This window comes from Paraburkholderia sp. BL21I4N1 (genome assembly GCF_002973525.1).
GTDB lineage: Bacteria > Pseudomonadota > Gammaproteobacteria > Burkholderiales > Burkholderiaceae > Paraburkholderia.
This window is the reverse complement of record NZ_PVEN01000018.1, coordinates 129,426-147,052: the sequence shown is the minus strand read 5'-3', so window position 1 is coordinate 147,052 and position 17,627 is coordinate 129,426. Positions and strand designations below refer to the sequence as shown.

Here is a 17,627-nt window from a genome sequence, read left to right as displayed (position 1 = left end):
AACGTCGCGATGCGCGTCATGGCTTCCGCACCACATGCTCCGCCGCGTGCAAACGCCGCGCCGCGAGTCGACGGTAGATCATCGAGAACACCACCGGCACGAAGATCAGCGTGGCCAGCGTGCCGATCGTCAAACCGCCGATTACCGCGCGCCCGAGCGGCGCATTCTGCTCGCCGCCCTCGCCGAGACCGATCGCCATCGGCACCATGCCGATCACCATCGCGAGTGCCGTCATCAGCACCGGACGGAAGCGCGTGAAGCCCGCCTCGATCGCCGCGCGCGTGGCGTCGCCGTGTTCGAGCAGGCGTTCGCGCGCGAAGCTGATCACGAGAATCGAGTTCGCGGTGGCGATGCCGATACACATGATCGCGCCAGTGAGCGCCGGAATGGACAGCGTGGTGTGCGTGAGAAACAGCATCCAGACGATGCCCGCGAGCGCCCCCGGCAGCGCCGTGATGATGATGAACGGATCGAGCCACGACTGGAAATTCACCACGATCAGCAGATACACCAGCAGGATCGCGAACACGAGACCGGCGAACAGACCCGAGAACGAATCGTTCATGGTCTGCACCTGGCCGCGCACTTCGATGCTCGACGTTTTGGGCAACTCGGCCTTGGCGTCGTCGATGATTTTGCGGATGTCATCGGACACACCGCCGAGATCGCGGCCGTCGGCCGTGCCGTAAATGTCGATGGTGGTCTGCGCGTTGTAGTGGTTCAACGTCGCGTTGCCGGCCTCGCGTTTCATCGTGGCGAGCGAGCCGAGAATATTGCTGCGACCGTTGGCGTTCAGCGGAATGTTGGCGAGCGATTGCAGCGAATCGATCGTGTATTGGGGCGCTTCCGTGATGACGTTGTAGCTCACGCCGTTGCGCGGATTGAGCCAGAACGTCGGCGTGGTCTGCTGGCTGCCGGACAGCGTGATCAGCAGATTGCTCGCGATATCGCGTTGCGAGAAACCGGCTTGCTGCGCGCGTGTGCGATCCACGTCAATGAAAATACGCGGCAAATCGGCGGGCTGCTGGATACGGGCATCGGCGAGGCCCGGCACCTTGCGCAGACGGTTCAGCAAGTTGGCCGCGAACACGCGATTGCCTGCCACATCGCGCCCCACGATCTGGATGTCGATCGGCGACGGCATACCGAAGTTGAGCGTTTGACTGACGATATCCGCCGGCAGAAACGCGAACTGCACGCCGGGGAATTCGTCGGTGAGCGTGCGGCGCAGCGTGCGTACGTAGTCGGCGCTCGGGTGGTGATCGGGATTGAGCGTGATCAGCACGTCGGCGTCCGAGGTGCCGATCGTGCCGGTGTTGCTGTATGACAGATTGATACCCGACACCGGCAGGCCGATGTTGTCGATAATGGAATGCAACTCTTGTTTCGGAATCAACTGGCGGATGCGCGCATCCACGCGGTCGGTGACCACGGCGGTTTCCTCGACCCGCATGCCCGTTTTCGCGCGCAGATGCAGCGCGATGGTGCCCGCGTCGACGGCGGGGAAGAAGTCGCGGCCAAGGAACGGCATCAGGAACATCGACACGGCGCAGCACACCAGAAACAGCGTCACGAACAGACCCGGCCGCGCGACGCGCGCTTCGAGAAACACGCGATAACGTTCGCGCAAACGCGCGAAGCCGCCTTCGAAAGCGTAGTGCACGCGCATGAACGGATTGCGCGTTTGCGCCGGTGCGTGATGCGCGTCCGCCGGCTTATGGTGATGACGCAGCAGATATTTCGCGAGCGTCGGCACGAGTGTTCGTGAGAAGAAATACGAGGCCAGCATCGCGAACACCACCGCTTCGGCGAGCGGAATGAACAGGTAATGCGCGACGCCCGTCAGCAGAAACATCGGTACGAACACAATGCAGATCGACAAGGTCGACACCAGCGTCGGAATCGCGATCTGATGCGCGCCGTCGAGAATGGCCTGCTCGAGCGTCTTACCTTGCTCCAGCTGATGGCTGATGTTTTCGATCGCGACCGTTGCATCGTCCACCAGAATCCCGACCGCGAGCGCGAGCCCACCGAGCGTCATGATGTTGATGGTTTCGCCGAGCAGGGAGAGCGCGATGATCGACGTGATCATCGACAGCGGAATCGATACGGCGATGATGAGCGTCGCGCGCCAGTTGCCGAGGAACAGCAGAATCATCAGACCCGTGAGGCAGGCGGCGATCAGCGCCTCGCGCAGCACGCCCTGCACCGAGGCGCGCACGAACAGCGATTGGTCGGCCACGGGATCGATATTCAGCGACGCGGGCACCAGATTGCGCAGCGTCGGCATCATCGTCTTGATGCGGTCGACGATTTCGAGCGTGGACGTGTTGCCGCTTTTGTTGATGGTCAGCAAGGCGGCGCGCTGGCCGTTCACGCGCACGATATTGGTCTGCGGCTGGAAACCGTCGCGCACGTGCGCGACGTCGCGGATATAGACGGTGCCGTTGGCCGTGGACCTGATCGGAATGTTGTTGAGCCCGGCGAGCGAATCGGGGCTGCCGTTCATTTCCACCGAGTACTCGGTCGAGCCGATTTTCGCGGTGCCCGAGGGCAGGATCAGGTTCTGCGCGGTGACCGCGTTGACCACGTCCATGGGCGACAGATTGCGCTCCTGCAGCTTGCGCGAGTCGATGTCGACCATGATCTGCCGTTGCTTGCCGCCGTACGGCAACGGCGCCGATGCGCCTGGCACCGTGGCAAGCTGCGTCTTCAGAAAGTTGTTGCCGAAGTCGTACAGCTCCTGCTCGGTGAGCGATGCCGACGATAGCGCGAGTCGCAGAATCGGCACCGTCGAAGCGTTGTAGCGCAGGATGTTCGGCGGCGTGATGCCGGGTGGTAGCGAGCGCAATTGCGTCTGTGACAACGCGGTGACTTCGGCGAGCGCTTCATCGATATTCGCGTGCGGCTGGAAAAAGATCTTGATGACGGCAATGCCGTTCAGCGAAGTCGATTCCGTGTGCTCGATATCGTTGACCGCCACCGACAAGCCGCGCTCGTAGTTGAGCACGATGCGCTTTTCCATCTCGTCCGCGGGCAGGCCGTTATACGACCAGATCACCGAGAGCACCGGAATGTCGATATTGGGGAAGATATCGGTCGGCGTGCGCAGGATCGTCAGCGGTCCGACGATCAGCAGAAGCAGGGCCAGCACGATAAAGGTATAGGGGCGCCGCAGCGCGAGGCGAACGATCCACATGGCTAGTCGCGCCGGTCGAGGCCGAAGAACGCGCTGCCTGTCACGCCGCCGCCAGGGACGCGATCCGGACCCCAGCGACGGCCACCCTGCGAGCCGGCCGTCGCGCCGGGCCGATTCACCGGATCATTGTGTCGATGCACGTTTTTGATATCTCCCCCCAGCTGGGTTTATGATGGGCTCGTTACGACGCGTTACGCCATGAATCATCGGCCCGGCGCGGCGTAATGGGAATAGGGCGAAACGACGGGTCAAGTGCCTCGAGTTCGCGCTTTCCACGGCCCCGCAAAACGGGAACAATGACTCGAACCTCTCACGCGTCAAGCGCGCGGAAGATTGGGTGCGTACGCAACGTTATCGGCGTGGCGGCGTTTTTATTTACCTTGACCGGCGTGAAATCATAAAGCCGGCTATGGGAGAACGGGGAAACATCATGCAAATCGGTTCTATTGTCCGATCGGTGCATATCGCCGTGCCGCAGGGCGCGCGCGGAATCGTCATGCGCATTCTCGGCGACATGGCCATGGTGGCGTGGTATGCCGGCGAACCCGGCACGTCGCAGCACCTGAATACTGAACCCTTTTTCCTGGAAGACCTGATCGATACGGGCGAGCAGGTGCGTCCGTCGAGTGCGCAGATTCATTGATGCGGGCTTGTCGGTCCGTTTGCTGTCTGTAAGCCGCGCGCCCATCGCGCGGCCGCCCTGCGTTCATGCGCCCTTGGCTACATCGTGAGCCGTTGCCCTCGTCTTTGACGGCGGCGCGGCGCACAATGCGGGCATGAACGACGACACTTCCGATTCCCAGGCCGGCGCGAATAGCGCTGCGCCCTTCGCCCGGCTCCAGCCGGAAATCGTGCTCGACGCGCTCGACAGCGTGCTCGCCACCGCCGGTGTGCGCACCGACGGCCGCATGCTGCCGCTCAACAGTTATGAGAACCGCGTGTACCAGGTGGGCGTGGAAGACGGCCCGCCGGTCGTCGCAAAGTTCTATCGTCCTGAGCGCTGGAGCGACGCCGCCATTCTCGAAGAACACGCGTTTGTCGCCGATCTCGCCGCGCGCGAGATTCCGGCGGTGCCCGCGCGTGCGTTCGAAGGCCGCACGCTGCACAGCTTCGAGGGCTTCCGTTTCTCGATCTTCGAACGCCGCGGCGGCCGCGCGCCCGATCTCGACCGGCGCGATACGCTCGAATGGCTGGGGCGTTTCATCGGCCGTATTCACGCGGTGGGGCAGACGCAAAACTACACCGAGCGTCCCACGCTCGATATCCAGACCTTCGGCTACGAGCCGCGCGATTTCCTGCTGGCTCAGCGCTTCGTGCCGGACGACGTGCGCACCGCGTGGGAAACCGTGGTGAATCTCGCGCTCGAAGGTGTGGAGCGCGCGTTCGAGCGCGCCGGCGAGATTCGTCTGCTGCGCATGCATGGCGATTGTCATCCTAGCAACGTGCTGTGGACCGACGCGGGCCCGCATTTCGTCGACTTCGACGATAGCCGCATGGGGCCGGCGATTCAGGATTTGTGGCTGCTGCTGCCGGGCGAACGCGGCGAGGCGTCGCGCGCGCTGACGGATCTGCTGGCCGGCTACGAAGACTTCTGCGACTTCGAGCCGCGCGAACTCTACCTGGTCGAAGCGCTGCGCACGTTGCGCCTGATTCACTATCAGGCGTGGCTCGCGCGTCGCTGGGACGACCCGGCGTTTCCGGCCGCGTTTCCGTGGTTCAACACGCAGCGCTATTGGGAAGACCGCATTCTCGAATTGCGCGAGCAGATCGGCGCGATGCAGGAAGGGCCGCTCTGGCCGGTTTGAGCGCGTGCGTCGACGGGTGACAGCGCACGCGCTTGCGCTTCACGGTGCCTGCGACGCCACGCTCGACGATTCCACCAGCGTCGATTTAACAATCACCTCGGCGCGCACGTCGCGGCCGATCGCTTCCATCGCGGGACGCATCTGCGCGAAGTCGTCGGGCGTGCAGACGTCGCTGTCGAAATGCGTGGCGCCGTCGCGCGTCATCGTGACGACATTGCTGAGCGGATCGAACGTGTACTGCGACTGGAAATCGACGAAGCGGTCTTGCGTGCGTTTCGCCTCCGGCATGTCGAGCACGCGGAAATTCGCGGGCAGTTCGATACGCGCGCGTTCGTGCAACGTGAGGTTGTGGCAGACGAACGGTTGCGTGCGCCGGCGTTCGCCCAACCAATAGCGCGTGTCCGCTTCGAAGCCACCGGCCAGACTCGTCAGCGCGGGGATCGATGCCGCCGCGCCCGGCACCACCAGACTCTCCAGCGTGCCTTTCATCGTGATCGTCAGCGGACCGTCTGCGGCGTTGAGGTCGCTGGTGCTGAGCGTCGCCGTGCCGCGCAGATTCACGCTGCGCAGCTCGGCCTGAATCGATTCCTCGCGTTGCGCGGGTGTTTGCGTGCGCAACATCGCGCGAGCCTGTTCGGCGGATGCACCGGCTGCTTCCAGCCGGTACGTGAAGCTCGCCGAGCCGTCCGGTTCGACCTTCACCGAGAGGTCGCTGCTACGCGTCATCAGCGCGGTGGCGGGTGTGCTCGCCAGTACGCCTTGGCCCACCAGCACCGTCGGCCGGTTCATATCCGACGAGGGCAGAAAACCGAACTCGACGTTCGACGCGGTCGAATCGGCGTACTGCTGCAAATCCGGCAGCCACGTGATGATGTGATTGATGACGCCGTAGCCCGGCACGCTCGGCAGCGTATAGATCGAGCCGCTGCTGATCAGCGCCGGCTCGTTGCGCACGCCGGCCGCGTCGAGCAACGCGCCGTATAGCGCAACGTGGTCCTTGCAGTCGCCGTAGCGGTTCGCGAGGATCTCGCTCGCGCTATGCGGCACCACCGCGCCGCGCCCCACGTTGATCGCCACATAGCGCACGTTGCGCCGGACCCAGTCGTACAGCGTTTTGGCTTTGTCGCGCGGCGTGTGGTCGCGTGCGGTGAGCTGTTGCGCGAGACGCGTGACGGCGGCGTCGTGCGCGCTCGGGTCCACGGCGGATTCGCGGTAGGTCGCGGCGAATGCGGCGTAGTCGGGGAACGTCGAGACCATCAGCCGGTCGCCATACGACACGTACGCCACCGAGCCGCGCTCCAGCCGGCTGAAGTGCGCCTTGTCGTAGCGATACTCGTAACGCGTGCGACCGTCGCGCGTGACCGGCTGCGCGGCGGTGAAGCCGCGCGCGTCGGTATAGAGTGGTTTGTCGGCGGGCAGGTCGTAGATCAGGCGGAAATTGTGCGTCGGCGCGAGATCGGGCGGCGTGAAGTCGCTGAACTGGCCCGGCACGATGGGCTGCTTCTGCGTCTTGCGGTAGGTGAGATGCACGCGCGCGCCCGGCTCGACCGCCGGGAACACGATCACCTTCTCCTGAATGTCCTGGAACATCGGCGCGTCGAACGAACGGGCTTCCTGCACGTCACGAATCTGCTCGGGCTGCACGTCGTGCCGCACACCGTCGGCGGTCGTCGTGTAGGCCTCGAGGATCTGCACGTCCGCCATGTTGCGGTTGAACCAGACGTATTGCTGCGCCACGCGCGCGACGCCGGCTTCGTTGTTCACGTGCAGCGTCATCGTGTCGAGTTTGGAGAATGAACCGTCGGCGTTCACGGTGAAGGTTTGCGTCTCGCCTTCGTTCGTATAGGGATCGTCCAGCTTGGCGGCAACGCTCGCGCGCGCCGGATGAACGCCGGCCAGGCAGCCGGACAACGCCAGAGCAAAACAGACCACGGAAGAAGGGCGCATGGCAGGCAGGGTTCCGGCGGCAATGTTGACGGGGTCGCCAGCTAGAGTCGGTTTGCGCCGCGTAGATGTCAAGCGGTAGCCACGCGCTGCGATTGAGGAAACGTCCTATTTGTGTAATGATAGCCATTCTCAATTGAAAGGCGCCGCCAGCCTACCGTCACATTTCTCCTCCTCTGTGACTGCCAGCCAGCCAGCTTTTCAGCCGGACGTCCTGGACCGCAAGCCGGTTCGTCCGGCACCTCCTCTCGATACGTAATCCCTTTACCGCTGCCCTGAGCGCGCCATGCCGCCGTGCCCGGTGGCGATCAATTTGCCGTAGCTGGAGCCTGGATGTGAACGCGCCTGATTCGATCGATATGAAACCTGCTGCTGCCGGTGGCTCGCACTACGTCGCACACACGCCGCAGCGAGGTCATCATCTGATGGACGATGCCGAGCAGGCGGCACGCCGCCAGCGTTCACGGCGCGCGAACTTCATCAAGTGGCTGCGCAAGGTGCACGGCTGGGTCGGTCTGTGGGGCGCGGTGCTGGGCCTCATGTTCGGCGCGACCGGCTTCCTGCTGAATCATCGGGGCGGGCCGTTGAAGGTGTCGTCGGGCGAGCCGCAGGTCGAGGAAATGCAGATTCCGGTGCCGCAGAAACCGCTGCGCTCGCCGATGGACATGGCAAAGTGGCTGCAGGCCGAATTGAAGATCGACGGCAAGCCGGGCAAGGCGAAGCGCGAGCCGGCGCATCCGGTGGCGTGGGGCGACCGCAGCACGGTGCAGCCGGAGTACTGGCAGGTCGGTATCTTCGGCACGGCGCAGAACGTGCAGGCCGAGTACTGGGTCGGCAATGGTTTCGTCGCGGTGAAACGTACCCACAACTCGTTTCTCACGACGATGAACAACCTGCATCGCGGCGTGGGTTTGAGCGTTGGCTGGGTACTGTTGATCGATACGATTGCCGGCGGAATGATTCTTCTGTCGCTGACCGGCGTTTTGTTGTGGACCGAGTTGAACAAACGCCGCGTGGTGGGCGTGATTCTGGTGGGTGGTTCGGTGATCGCCGCCGTGGTTTGCGGATTGATCTAATCCGGGGCTTCAGCCTGCTTCGCGCAGCGAAGGCGACGTTACGGCTACGGGTACGGTTGCGCCAAGACAAGACCGCGTCGCACGCCACACGAGGTAATCGGGTGCGCTTAAGCCGGCGCGATATCAAACACTACACACTGCATGTCGCGTCGCCGGACGCCGCAATTTCCCGCGCGGCTTTCGCCCCCTCGACCTTCAGCAGCGTCGGTAAAGAAACGCCGTTCTTGGCCGCTGTCACCTCGGCAAGAATCGAAACCGCGATCTCAGGCGGCGTGCGGCTGCCGATATAAATGCCCACCGGCCCATGCAAGCGCGCCAGTTCGGTATCGTTCAGATCGAACTCCTTCAACCGTTCGCGCCGCGCCTGGTTATTGCGCCGCGAGCCCAATGCGCCGACGTAAAACGCCGGCGTCTTCAACGCTTCCATCAACGCGAGATCGTCGAGCTTCGGATCGTGCGTGAGCGCGATCACCGCGCAGCGCTCGTCGAGCTTCATGTCGGTCACGGTATCGTCCGGCATGGTGCGCACGATCTTCGTGCCGGGGATGTCCCATTCCTCGGTGTACTCTTCGCGGGGATCGCACACCGTCACCTGATAATCGAGCCCCACCGCGATCTGACACAGATAGCGCGACAATTGCCCCGCGCCGATCACCAGCATCCGGTAACGCGGGCCGTGAATCGTCAGCAGACGTTCGCCGTCGAAATGCACGCCGTCGGTGGCTTGCGCATTGCCGAGCTGGACCGCGCCGGTCGCCATGTCGAGTTCGCGCGCGACGAGCCGGCCGTCTTCCACCGCATCGCACAGTTCGGCGATGCCGCTTTGCGGCGCCAGCGGTTCAAGCACGAGCTGGATCGTGCCGCCGCAGGGCAGGCCGAAACGATGCGCTTCTTCCGCCGTGATGCCGTATTTCACCGCTTCCGGGTGCGTCTGCTCGATACCCTTTCGCCGTACCCGATCGATCAGATCGTCTTCGATGCAGCCACCCGAGACCGAGCCGACCACCAACCCGTCGTCGCGCACCGCGAGCATCGCGCCCTCGGGACGCGGCGACGAGCCCCACGTCTTCACCACTGTAACCAGTAGCGCGCGATGTCCCTCCGCCAGCCAACGTGCGCTGGACTTCAGGACTTCGAGATCCACGCTGTCCATGATTTCTTCCTTTTCGTTGCGTCGCCGGCGGACTCGCCGTCCGCGGCCTCATTCTGTGCCGTATTGCCTCGCGCCGTGGGATCGGCCGCAGGCTCGGTGTCTTCCGGGGCGGCCGCGGCGATGCCGTCGACGCCCTCGCCGCTCACCAGCGCGCCGAAGCGCTTGAAGAATTCGCCCGCGATTTTACGCGCCGCGCCGTCCACCAGCCTGGAACCGATCTGGGCGAGCTTGCCGCCCACCTGCGCGCTAGCTGCGTAGGACAACCGGGTCGCGGCGTCGCCGTCCGCTTCGAGCGTGACGTGCGCATTGCCTTTGGCGAAACCCGCAGCGCCGCCCTGGCCTTCGAACACGATGCTGTAGCCGTTCGGCGCGTCGATGTCGGTCAGTTGCATACGCCCTTTGAAACGCGCCTTGACGGGGCCGACCGACGCGCTCAGCGCGACCAGATAAGCATTCTCACCGTCAGGATCGATGCTTTCGCAGCCTGGAATGCAGGCACGCAACATATCGGTGTCGTTCAACGCGTCCCACGTTCGTTGCTGCGAAACCGGCAGCGTGTGGGTGTCGGTCAGTTCCATGACTTAGCTCCTGCAGTGGTCCTGACAGCGACGGCAGGACGCGGCGCGCGCGTGAGCTGCGCGAGGTCGTGGCCGAACGCGGTCAGACTGTCGAGATTATGAACCGGACGATGTGCGTCGACATACGGCAGGATCGCCTGCACGCCGCGCGCCTTCGGTGAGAAGCCGCTGAAACGCAGCAGCGGGTTGAGCCAGACGATCCGATGCGCGAAACGGTGCAGGCGCGCCATCTCGGTGTCGAGCACGTCGATCGCTTCGTGATCGAGCCCGTCCGTCACGAGCAGCACCGTGGCCCGGCCGGTGAGCACGCGCCGCGCCCAGCGGCGGTTGAATTCCGCGAGCGCCGCGCCGATCCGTGTGCCGCCCGACCAGTCGACCACCTGATCGGTGAGCGCCGCGATCGCCACGTCGGGGTCGCGCTCGCGTAGCGCGCGCGTCGCGTTGGTGAGTCGTGTGCCGAACAGAAACACTTGCAGCCGTTCGCGCGATTGCAACAGCGCGTGACAGAAATACAGCACCGCGCGCGAGTAATTGCTCATCGAACCGGAGATGTCGAGCAGTAACACGAGCGGCGGTTTGCGCTCGACCACCGCGCGATACTTCCACACGGTCCAGTCGCCGCCCGCGCGCACGGCGTGTCGCGCGCTCGCGCGCAGGTCCGCATGCGTGCCGTGCGAGGCGGCCTTCAGGCGACGCGTCGGCTCGGTTGCGAGCGGCAGACGCTGGCTGCGGATCAGGTGACGCAAGGTGCGCCATTCATCGGCGGTCAAGGTGTCGAAATCGCGGTGGCGCAGTCGTTCTTCCGCGCTGAAGGTGGCGTGTGCGCGCAGTTCGTGCTGCTCGGTTTCCTGCGGAGTCTGGCGATGCGGCGAGGGCGGCGCGCGGACCGCGAGCGCGTCGGCGAGACGGTTGTTGCGTTTGGGCGGCGGCAAGCCGTCGCGCACTTTCGGCAGCAGCAGCGCGCGCAGTTTGCCTTCCCAGTCGGGATCGCGCCAGAAGAGGTCGAAGGCGGCGTTGAACAGGTCGCGTTCGTCGGGCGCGGAGACCAGCGACGCGGCCAGCGCGGCGCGCACGTCGTCGCGGCGGCCGAGATCGATCCAGTGCAGCGCGGCGAGCGCGTCGACGGCGTGCGCCGGCGACATCGGCAAGCCCGCGCCGCGCAAGACGCGCACGAAATGGACGACGTTGCGGGCGAGCGTGGGCGTGGCGTCGGACGTCGTCATACTGCCTATCCCGGCGCGGCGAGACACTGCGCGATTTGCGCGGCATCGACGCGCGCCAGATCGTCCTGATACTTCAGCAGCACGCCCAGCGTGTTCTGTACGGACTGCGGATCCAGCTCCGTCACCGACAGCGCTTCCAACGCGCGGCACCAGTCGATCGTTTCGGCAATCCCGGGCGCCTTGAACAGATCCATCCCGCGCAGCCTGTGTACGAAATCGACCGCGCGCCGCTGCAATTCCGCCGATGTTTGCGGTGCTCGCGCGGCGACGATGTCCAGCTCCCGATCGCGCTCCGGATAGCCGATCCACTGATATAGGCAACGGCGCTTCAGCGCGTCGTGCACTTCGCGCGTGCGATTCGAGGTCATCACCACGAGCGGCGGCTGGGCCGCGCGGACCGTGCCGTATTCGGGAATCGATACCTGAAAATCCGACAGCAGTTCCAGCAGGAACGCTTCGAATGGTTCGTCGGCGCGATCGATCTCGTCGATCAACAGCACGCGCCGCGAGCCCGGCTGATGCTCGTCGGGCATCAGCGCTTGCAGCAGCGGACGCTTCAGCAGGAATTCGCCGCGATACAGCGTGTCGTTGTCGGGTCGCTCGCCGGCGGCCTCGGCGAGACGCAGCGCCATGATCTGGCGCGGGTAATCCCACTCGTACAGCGCGCTTGCCGTGTCGAGCCCTTCATAGCATTGCAGCCGCAGCATCGTCGTCCCGAGCATGCCGGCGGCGGCTTTAGCGAGTTCGGTCTTGCCGACGCCCGGCTCGCCTTCGACGAACAACGGCCGCTCCATGCGCAGCGCGAGATACAACGCGGTCGCGAGTTCGCGGCTCGCGAAATAGCGTTGGTTCGCGAGTTGCGCGAGGGTGTCGTCGATCGAAGCGGGCTGCATGGTGGTCCTGAATTGAGCGAACGGGTGAGCGGCTGACGTTGGCGTGCCGGAGCACGTTGTTTCGTCAGCCGCTCACGGCGATCTTCGCTAACCGATCGCCTTCGTCACCGCGCGCGCGGCCAGCACCGGAATCAGATGCGCGCGGTAGTCGGCGCTCGCGTGCATGTCGGTGTTCAGATCGGCGGCGGATACCGTTACCGCGCGAGCCGCCTCAGGCGTGAAATTCGCCGACAACGCGCTTTCCAGCTCCGGCACGCGAAACACCGACGCCGCCGCGCCCGTCACCGCGACCCGCACGCCGCTCGCGAACTTCGCGACGAATACGCCGACCAGCGCGAAATGCGACGCGGGATTGCGGAATTTCTCGTACGCGGCCCGCTCGGGCACGGGAAACTCGACGGCGACGATCAATTCGTCGGGTGCGAGCGCGGTCTCATACATGCCGACGAAAAAATCGCTCGCGGCAATGCGTCGCCGCTCGGTCACGATAGTCGCGTCCAATGCCATCGCGGCGGCCGGATAGCACGCGGCGGGATCGTTGTTCGCGAGCGATCCGCCGATCGTGCCGAGCGCGCGCACCTGGCGATCGCCGATGTGTGCGGCCAGCTCCGCGAGCCCCGGCGATACGCGCCTTAGCGCTGCGTGATCCGCGACGTCGGCGTGACAGACGGCTGCGCCGATCGTCACCTTGTGCGCGTCGACGCTGATCGATTTCAGCGCGGGAATCCGCGTCACGTCGATCAATTGCGACGGCTGCGCGAGACGCAGGCGCATGGTTGGCAACAGGCTCTGACCGCCGGCCAGGAACTTCGCGTTGCTGTCGGCGGCGAGGGCGGCGACGGCCGCCTGGGGATCCGTCGCGCGTTGATACTCGAATGAATACATGTCGAATGCTCCGCTCAGGATGTCGATGGACGTTTAGCTGCGTGAACCGGCCGCACGAATCGCGGACCATACGCGATGCGGTGTCGCCGGCATTTGCAGGTCGGTCACGCCGAGCGGCGCGAGCGCGTCGAGAATCGCGTTGATCACCGCCGGCGGCGAGCCGATCGCGCCCGCTTCACCGCACCCTTTAACGCCCAGCGGATTGTGCGTGCATGGCGTCCCCTTCGCGGTTTCGACGGTGAAGTCCGGCAGATCGGACGCATGCGGCATGGCGTAATCCATGTACGAACCGGACAGCAACTGGCCGCTGTCGTTGTCGTACACGCAGCGCTCCAGCATCGCCTGACCAATGCCCTGCGCGAGCCCGCCATGCACCTGGCCGGTCACGATCATCGGGTTGATTACGTTGCCGAAATCGTCGACGGCGGTGAACTGCTGGATCCGGCACACGCCCGTGTCCGGATCGACCTCGATCTCGCAGATATACGCGCCGGCTGGATAGGTGAAGTTGGTCGGGTCGTAGAACGCACTTTCTTCGAGGCCCGGTTCCAGCACGTCGAGGGGATAGTTATGCGGTACGTACGCCGCCAGCGAAATCTCGGCGAAGGCCTTGGTGCGATCGGTGCCCGCGACGCGGAACACGCCGTCCTTGAACTCGATGTCTTCCACCGCGGCTTCGAGCAGATGCGCGGCGATTTTCTTCGCCTTGCTTTCGACCTTGTCGAGCGCCTTCATGATCGCCGAGCCGCCCACCGCGATCGAGCGCGAACCATACGTGCCCATGCCGAACGGAATCCGGCCGGTATCGCCGTGAACGATCTCGACGCTTTCCAGCGCAATGCCGAGCCGGTCCGCGACCACTTGCGCGAAGGTCGTTTCATGCCCCTGGCCGTGACTATGCGAGCCGGTGAAGACGGTGACCGAACCGGTCGGATGCACACGAATCTGGCCGACTTCGAACAGGCCGGCCCGCGCGCCCAACGCGCCCGCGATGTTCGACGGCGCGAGACCGCAGGCTTCGATGTAGCACGAGTAGCCGAGGCCGCGCAGCTTGCCGTTCTGTTCCGATTGCTGCTTGCGCGCGGCGAAGCCTTTGACGTCCGCGAGTTCGAGCGAGCGTGCGAGGAGGGTGTCGTAGTCGCCGGTGTCGTAGGTGAGGCCGACCGGCGTGGCATATGGAAACTGACGGATGAAGTTGCGGCGGCGGATTTCCGCCGGATCGAGCTTCATGTCGCGCGCGGCGGTTTCGACCAGGCGCTCCACCACGTAGGTCGCCTCGGGACGGCCGGCGCCGCGATAGGCGTCCACGGGAACCGTGTTGGTGAAGACCGCCTTGACCTCCGCGTAGATCGCGGGCGTCGCGTACTGGCCGGCGAGCAGCGTCGCATACAGGATGGTCGGCACGCTCGACGCGAACGTCGACAGATAGGCGCCCATGTTGGCGGTCGTGTGGATGCGCATGGCGAGGAACTTGCCGTCGGCGTCCATCGCGAGCTCGGCGTGGGTGACGTGATCGCGGCCGTGCGCGTCGGAGACGAAGGCTTCCGAGCGCTCGGCGGTCCACTTCACCGGACGACGGATTTTCTTCGACGCCCACGTCAGCGCGACGTCCTCGGCGTACAGGAAAATCTTCGAGCCGAAGCCGCCGCCCACGTCCGGCGCAATCACGCGCAGTTTCGATTCCGGCAGCGACAGCACGAACGCCGCCATCAGCAAACGCTCCACATGCGGGTTCTGATTCGCGACGTACAGCGTGTAGCTGTCGTCCTGCGCGGCGTAGCTCGCGTTGACCGCGCGCGGTTCGATCGCGTTCGGGATCAGGCGGTTGTTGACGATGTCGAGCGTGGTGACGTGCGTGGCTTTGGCGAACGCGGCGTCGGTGGCGGCCTTGTCGCCGTGGCCCCAGTTGTAGCAGACGTTGTCGGGCACCTCGTCGTGCACGGCAGGCTGGCCCGGATCGGACGCGTGCGCGGTGTCGACCACGGCAGGCAGCACGTCGTAATCGACCTCGATCAGTTCGGCGGCGTCTTTCGCGGCCTTGATCGAATCCGCGATCACCAGCGCGACCTGATCGCCGACATGCCGCACCTTCGTATGTGCGATGATCGGATGCGGCGGCTCGTTCATCGGCTTGCCGTCGGTGCTGTGGATCAGCCAGCCGCAAGGCAGGCCGCCGACGTTGTCCGCCGCCATGTCCGCGCCGGTGAAGATCGCGATCACGCCGGGCGACTGCCGGGCCGCGGTGGTGTCGATGCTGTTGAGCTTCGCGTGCGCGTGCGGCGAGCGCAGGAACACGGCGTAGGTTTGCTGCGGCAGGACGATGTCGTCGGTGTACTGACCGTTGCCGGTGAGGAAACGGTAGTCTTCCTTACGTTCTACGGAAGCGCCGATCAGATGGGTGTCGGGTGCGTTCATCGTCGGCTCCTCAGGCGGTGGCGGGCGCGGTGGCCGCTGAGTGGGCGGGGGCATTGCCGGCGTTGCTGGCGCCCGCGTTGCCCGAATCCGCGGACTTCATGCCTGCGGCGCCTTCGAGCACGGCTTTGACGATGTTGTGATAGCCCGTACAGCGGCACAGATTGCCGTCGAGTTGAGCGCGGACGTCGTCGCCGGTGAGATCGGGTTGATGCTCGACCAATGACACCGCGCTCATCACCATACCGGGCGTACAGAAGCCGCATTGCAGGCCGTGGCAGTGTTTGAAGGCCGCTTGCATCGGGTGAAGCGCGCCGTTCTGGGCGAGTCCTTCGATGGTGGTGATATTCGCGCCTTCGGCTTGCACGGCGAGGATGTTGCAGGACTTGATCGCGCGGCCGTTCAGGTGGACGGTGCAGGCGCCGCATTGGGCGGTGTCGCAGCCGACGTGGGTGCCGGTCAGGCGGAGTTGTTCGCGCAGGAACTGGACAAGCAGGGTGCCGGGGTCGATTGAGGCGCTGATCGCGGCGCCATTCACCGTCAGACTGATGCTGATCGTCATGAAGTTGTCTCCTGATGGGGTGAGAGACCGGACCGTTTTCTGCCTGTTTTTGCCGTGGATTGTTTTTTCTTGCGGGGTCCGATTGGTACGGCCAATTTTTATTGGGATGCAGAAAAGTAAAGCACAAATTGTTCGAGGGCGCTATCAGGGGTTTGGTGCGAGGGAGTCTTTGGCGGGCCGTTTTTGCGGGATGCGTGGTGGTTTCCGCTGGCTGGACGCGGTCGAGCCAGCGGATTGCTTCCGCGTGTGCGGCATGCTGATCGAAGCCGTTGCCACCGCTTCTACATCTGATTCTGGAGCAGTTGCAACTCCATTCGCAGTCCGTTCAGGTCTTGCTGCAGCGTCACCCGCTCTTGCGTGAGCGCAGAGGCCCCGGCGGTCGCTTCACGCCATTGCCGTTCTGCTTCTGCTGGTGACGGGGGCTGTGCGCGGAGTCGATCAAAACAGGCGCTTATTCGGACATTCTGCGCATTTTGCAGAGCAATCACTTGCTGCAAGCGATTTTCCAGTTGCGGGATTCGCTGCTGCAACTGAGTGATACGCAGAACGGCGGCCTGAGCTGCCATCAGATCGCCCTTGAACCCACCCGGCAGCCCGACATTGCCGTGCACCTGCCACGTACCGTTGTTATCCTGGCTGACAGGGGGTTGATACTTCGTGGGATTCTCAGGGGTGAAAACGCGCCATGTCCCATTGGCCTTGTCGTACCTGACGGGCAGGGTCAGAGCGTCCTGCTTGATAAAACCCTGGCCTTTGTCGTCGTAGGCTACGCCGTTGGCGACGTTTGACGGCCCGTGTCCGGCTGTGTGGAACACGGCGGGCTTCGTCATTAGCTCGGTATCCGGACCGTCGCTGGGCGCTGCTTGAGCCTGACTGATTTCGTACGATTGATCGTTGGCTGACTGGATTTTCATTTCGCTTTCCTATCTGGATGAAAGGTCGAAATCGGCTTTGCCGAGCACGTCCCGAACGGGAGGTGCGGATCCATTGCAACAGGCGGGCATCTAGGGCAGGTCGTATTTATATCGATGGGAATTCACGCGATCAAGCGAACCGCACGGCGCAGTCAGTGGCGCCCAGTCGCACCCGTAAAAATGCCGGGGCGTCTGGGCGCTCGGTGAAATGCCGACCCGCCGGCCTGAGATCAAGGCGGGTTTCCGGCAAACGCAACTGCAGGCTTTTTGCGCTCAGTGCTGGATCTGTTGCAATTCGGAACGCAGTTGCCGTAATTCCCGCGTTACCGCTTCCTGTCGGTCCCTGATGTCGCGGCCTCGCGAGGTCATCGCCGCCCATTGCCTATCGGACTCTTCGGCTGACTGGCTGCCAAACGCGGATTTGAGGCGAGCGTAGTCCACCGGGAATTGTGCATCGTGCGCCGCTTCCTGCGCTGACAGTTGTCGCAACTGACTTTCCAGTTGCGAGATCCGTTGTTGCAGGGACGTGATGCGTTGAGCCGTGCTCGCGCTTGTCCCGGATGCACTGCTGCTTGACCCAGGCGCGTTGCCGCTGGTAGACGGCTGCCCCCACGGAATGCCCTTTCCGCCGCCCCGTAGTCGAAGGGGCGCCGGCGCTGCAGGGTCTCCCGGCAACGCTGACTTGGCGAGCGGTTGACCGCCTGCCTGGTTCGCGACGTTAGATAGCTTAAACCCTGACGTATCGAATACTGCGGGCGCCGCAACCGTGCCGACGCCGGACCCACTACCCGGCGTTGCGTGTGCGTGACTGGTTTCGTTTATTTGACCGTTGGCTGATTGGACTTTCATTTCGCGTTCCCACCTGAATGAAGGGTCGAAATCGGCTTCGCCGAACACATCCCGAGAGGGAGGTGCGAGTCCATTGCAACAGCGCGCTGCCCTTACCGGGTCGTATATAAGTGATGCTTGGCGGCACCAGCGCA

At 64.2% G+C, this 17,627-nt stretch carries 14 protein-coding genes; 3 read left to right on the top strand and 11 right to left on the bottom strand.

The genetic code is table 11. From position 1 onward, the window contains the following. Nucleotides 1-16 precede the first annotated feature (16 nt). Nucleotides 17-3,199: an efflux RND transporter permease subunit gene (locus tag B0G83_RS31925; protein WP_105511318.1), complete on the bottom strand. Its 3,183-nt coding sequence runs from the start codon at nt 3,197-3,199 to the stop codon at nt 17-19. Between the two features lie 2 nt (nt 3,200-3,201). After that, nucleotides 3,202-3,339 carry a hypothetical protein gene (locus B0G83_RS38790; protein ID WP_181157146.1) on the bottom strand — a complete coding sequence of 46 codons (138 nt, stop codon included), beginning with the start codon at nt 3,337-3,339 and terminating at the stop codon, nt 3,202-3,204. 290 nt (nt 3,340-3,629) lie between these two features. Between B0G83_RS38790 and B0G83_RS31920 the strand changes: the two genes are divergently transcribed. Together B0G83_RS31920 and B0G83_RS31915 are read left to right on the top strand one after the other, a co-directional pair. Beyond that, nucleotides 3,630-3,842, top strand: coding sequence for a hypothetical protein (locus tag B0G83_RS31920; protein WP_074762717.1), 213 nt, complete (start codon nt 3,630-3,632; stop codon nt 3,840-3,842). Between the two features lie 133 nt (nt 3,843-3,975). Then, nucleotides 3,976-5,004 carry a serine/threonine protein kinase gene (locus tag B0G83_RS31915; protein ID WP_105511317.1) on the top strand — a complete coding sequence of 343 codons (1,029 nt, stop codon included), beginning with the start codon at nt 3,976-3,978 and terminating at the stop codon, nt 5,002-5,004. 39 nt (nt 5,005-5,043) lie between these two features. Here the strand turns inward: B0G83_RS31915 and B0G83_RS31910 are convergent, their stop codons facing one another. Then, entirely contained in the window at nt 5,044-6,951 is a 1,908-nt protein-coding gene (locus B0G83_RS31910) for a DUF3857 and transglutaminase domain-containing protein (protein ID WP_105511316.1), read from the bottom strand. A 332-nt stretch (nt 6,952-7,283) separates the two neighbouring features. On the opposite strand from B0G83_RS31910, the gene B0G83_RS31905 reads away from it, so the two are divergent. Continuing rightward, the gene (locus B0G83_RS31905; protein WP_105511315.1) at nt 7,284-8,024 is read left to right on the top strand and encodes a PepSY-associated TM helix domain-containing protein; all 741 of its coding nucleotides are present in this window, start codon (nt 7,284-7,286) and stop codon (nt 8,022-8,024) included. A gap of 130 nt (nt 8,025-8,154) precedes the next feature. On the opposite strand, the gene B0G83_RS31900 is transcribed toward B0G83_RS31905, so the two are convergent. The 8 genes from B0G83_RS31900 to B0G83_RS31865 all read right to left on the bottom strand — a co-directional run bounded on the left by B0G83_RS31900 (nt 8,155) and on the right by B0G83_RS31865 (nt 16,644). Beyond that, nucleotides 8,155-9,177 carry an XdhC family protein gene (locus tag B0G83_RS31900; RefSeq protein WP_105511314.1) on the bottom strand — a complete coding sequence of 341 codons (1,023 nt, stop codon included), beginning with the start codon at nt 9,175-9,177 and terminating at the stop codon, nt 8,155-8,157. Next, entirely contained in the window at nt 9,150-9,755 is a 606-nt protein-coding gene (locus tag B0G83_RS31895) for a CoxG family protein (protein WP_105511313.1), read from the bottom strand. Before B0G83_RS31895 ends, B0G83_RS31900 begins: the two co-directional genes overlap by 28 nt. Next, nucleotides 9,746-10,978, bottom strand: a complete 1,233-nt coding sequence (locus B0G83_RS31890) for a VWA domain-containing protein (protein ID WP_105511312.1) — start codon at nt 10,976-10,978, stop codon at nt 9,746-9,748. The genes B0G83_RS31895 and B0G83_RS31890 overlap by 10 nt, the downstream gene beginning before the upstream one ends. Nucleotides 10,979-10,983: 5 nt before the next feature. Beyond that, nucleotides 10,984-11,871 (bottom strand): MoxR family ATPase, encoded by an 888-nt coding sequence (locus tag B0G83_RS31885; protein ID WP_105511311.1) that lies wholly within the window; start codon nt 11,869-11,871, stop codon nt 10,984-10,986. Between the two features lie 87 nt (nt 11,872-11,958). Beyond that, entirely contained in the window at nt 11,959-12,756 is a 798-nt protein-coding gene (locus tag B0G83_RS31880) for a xanthine dehydrogenase family protein subunit M (RefSeq protein WP_105511310.1), read from the bottom strand. 33 nt (nt 12,757-12,789) lie between these two features. Beyond that, nucleotides 12,790-15,171 (bottom strand): xanthine dehydrogenase family protein molybdopterin-binding subunit, encoded by a 2,382-nt coding sequence (locus tag B0G83_RS31875; RefSeq protein WP_105511309.1) that lies wholly within the window; start codon nt 15,169-15,171, stop codon nt 12,790-12,792. 10 nt (nt 15,172-15,181) lie between these two features. Then, nucleotides 15,182-15,730, bottom strand: coding sequence for a (2Fe-2S)-binding protein (locus tag B0G83_RS31870; RefSeq protein ID WP_105511308.1), 549 nt, complete (start codon nt 15,728-15,730; stop codon nt 15,182-15,184). Nucleotides 15,731-16,011: 281 nt separating this feature from the next. After that, nucleotides 16,012-16,644: a hypothetical protein gene (locus B0G83_RS31865; protein WP_105511307.1), complete on the bottom strand. Its 633-nt coding sequence runs from the start codon at nt 16,642-16,644 to the stop codon at nt 16,012-16,014. Nucleotides 16,645-17,627 lie beyond the last annotated feature (983 nt).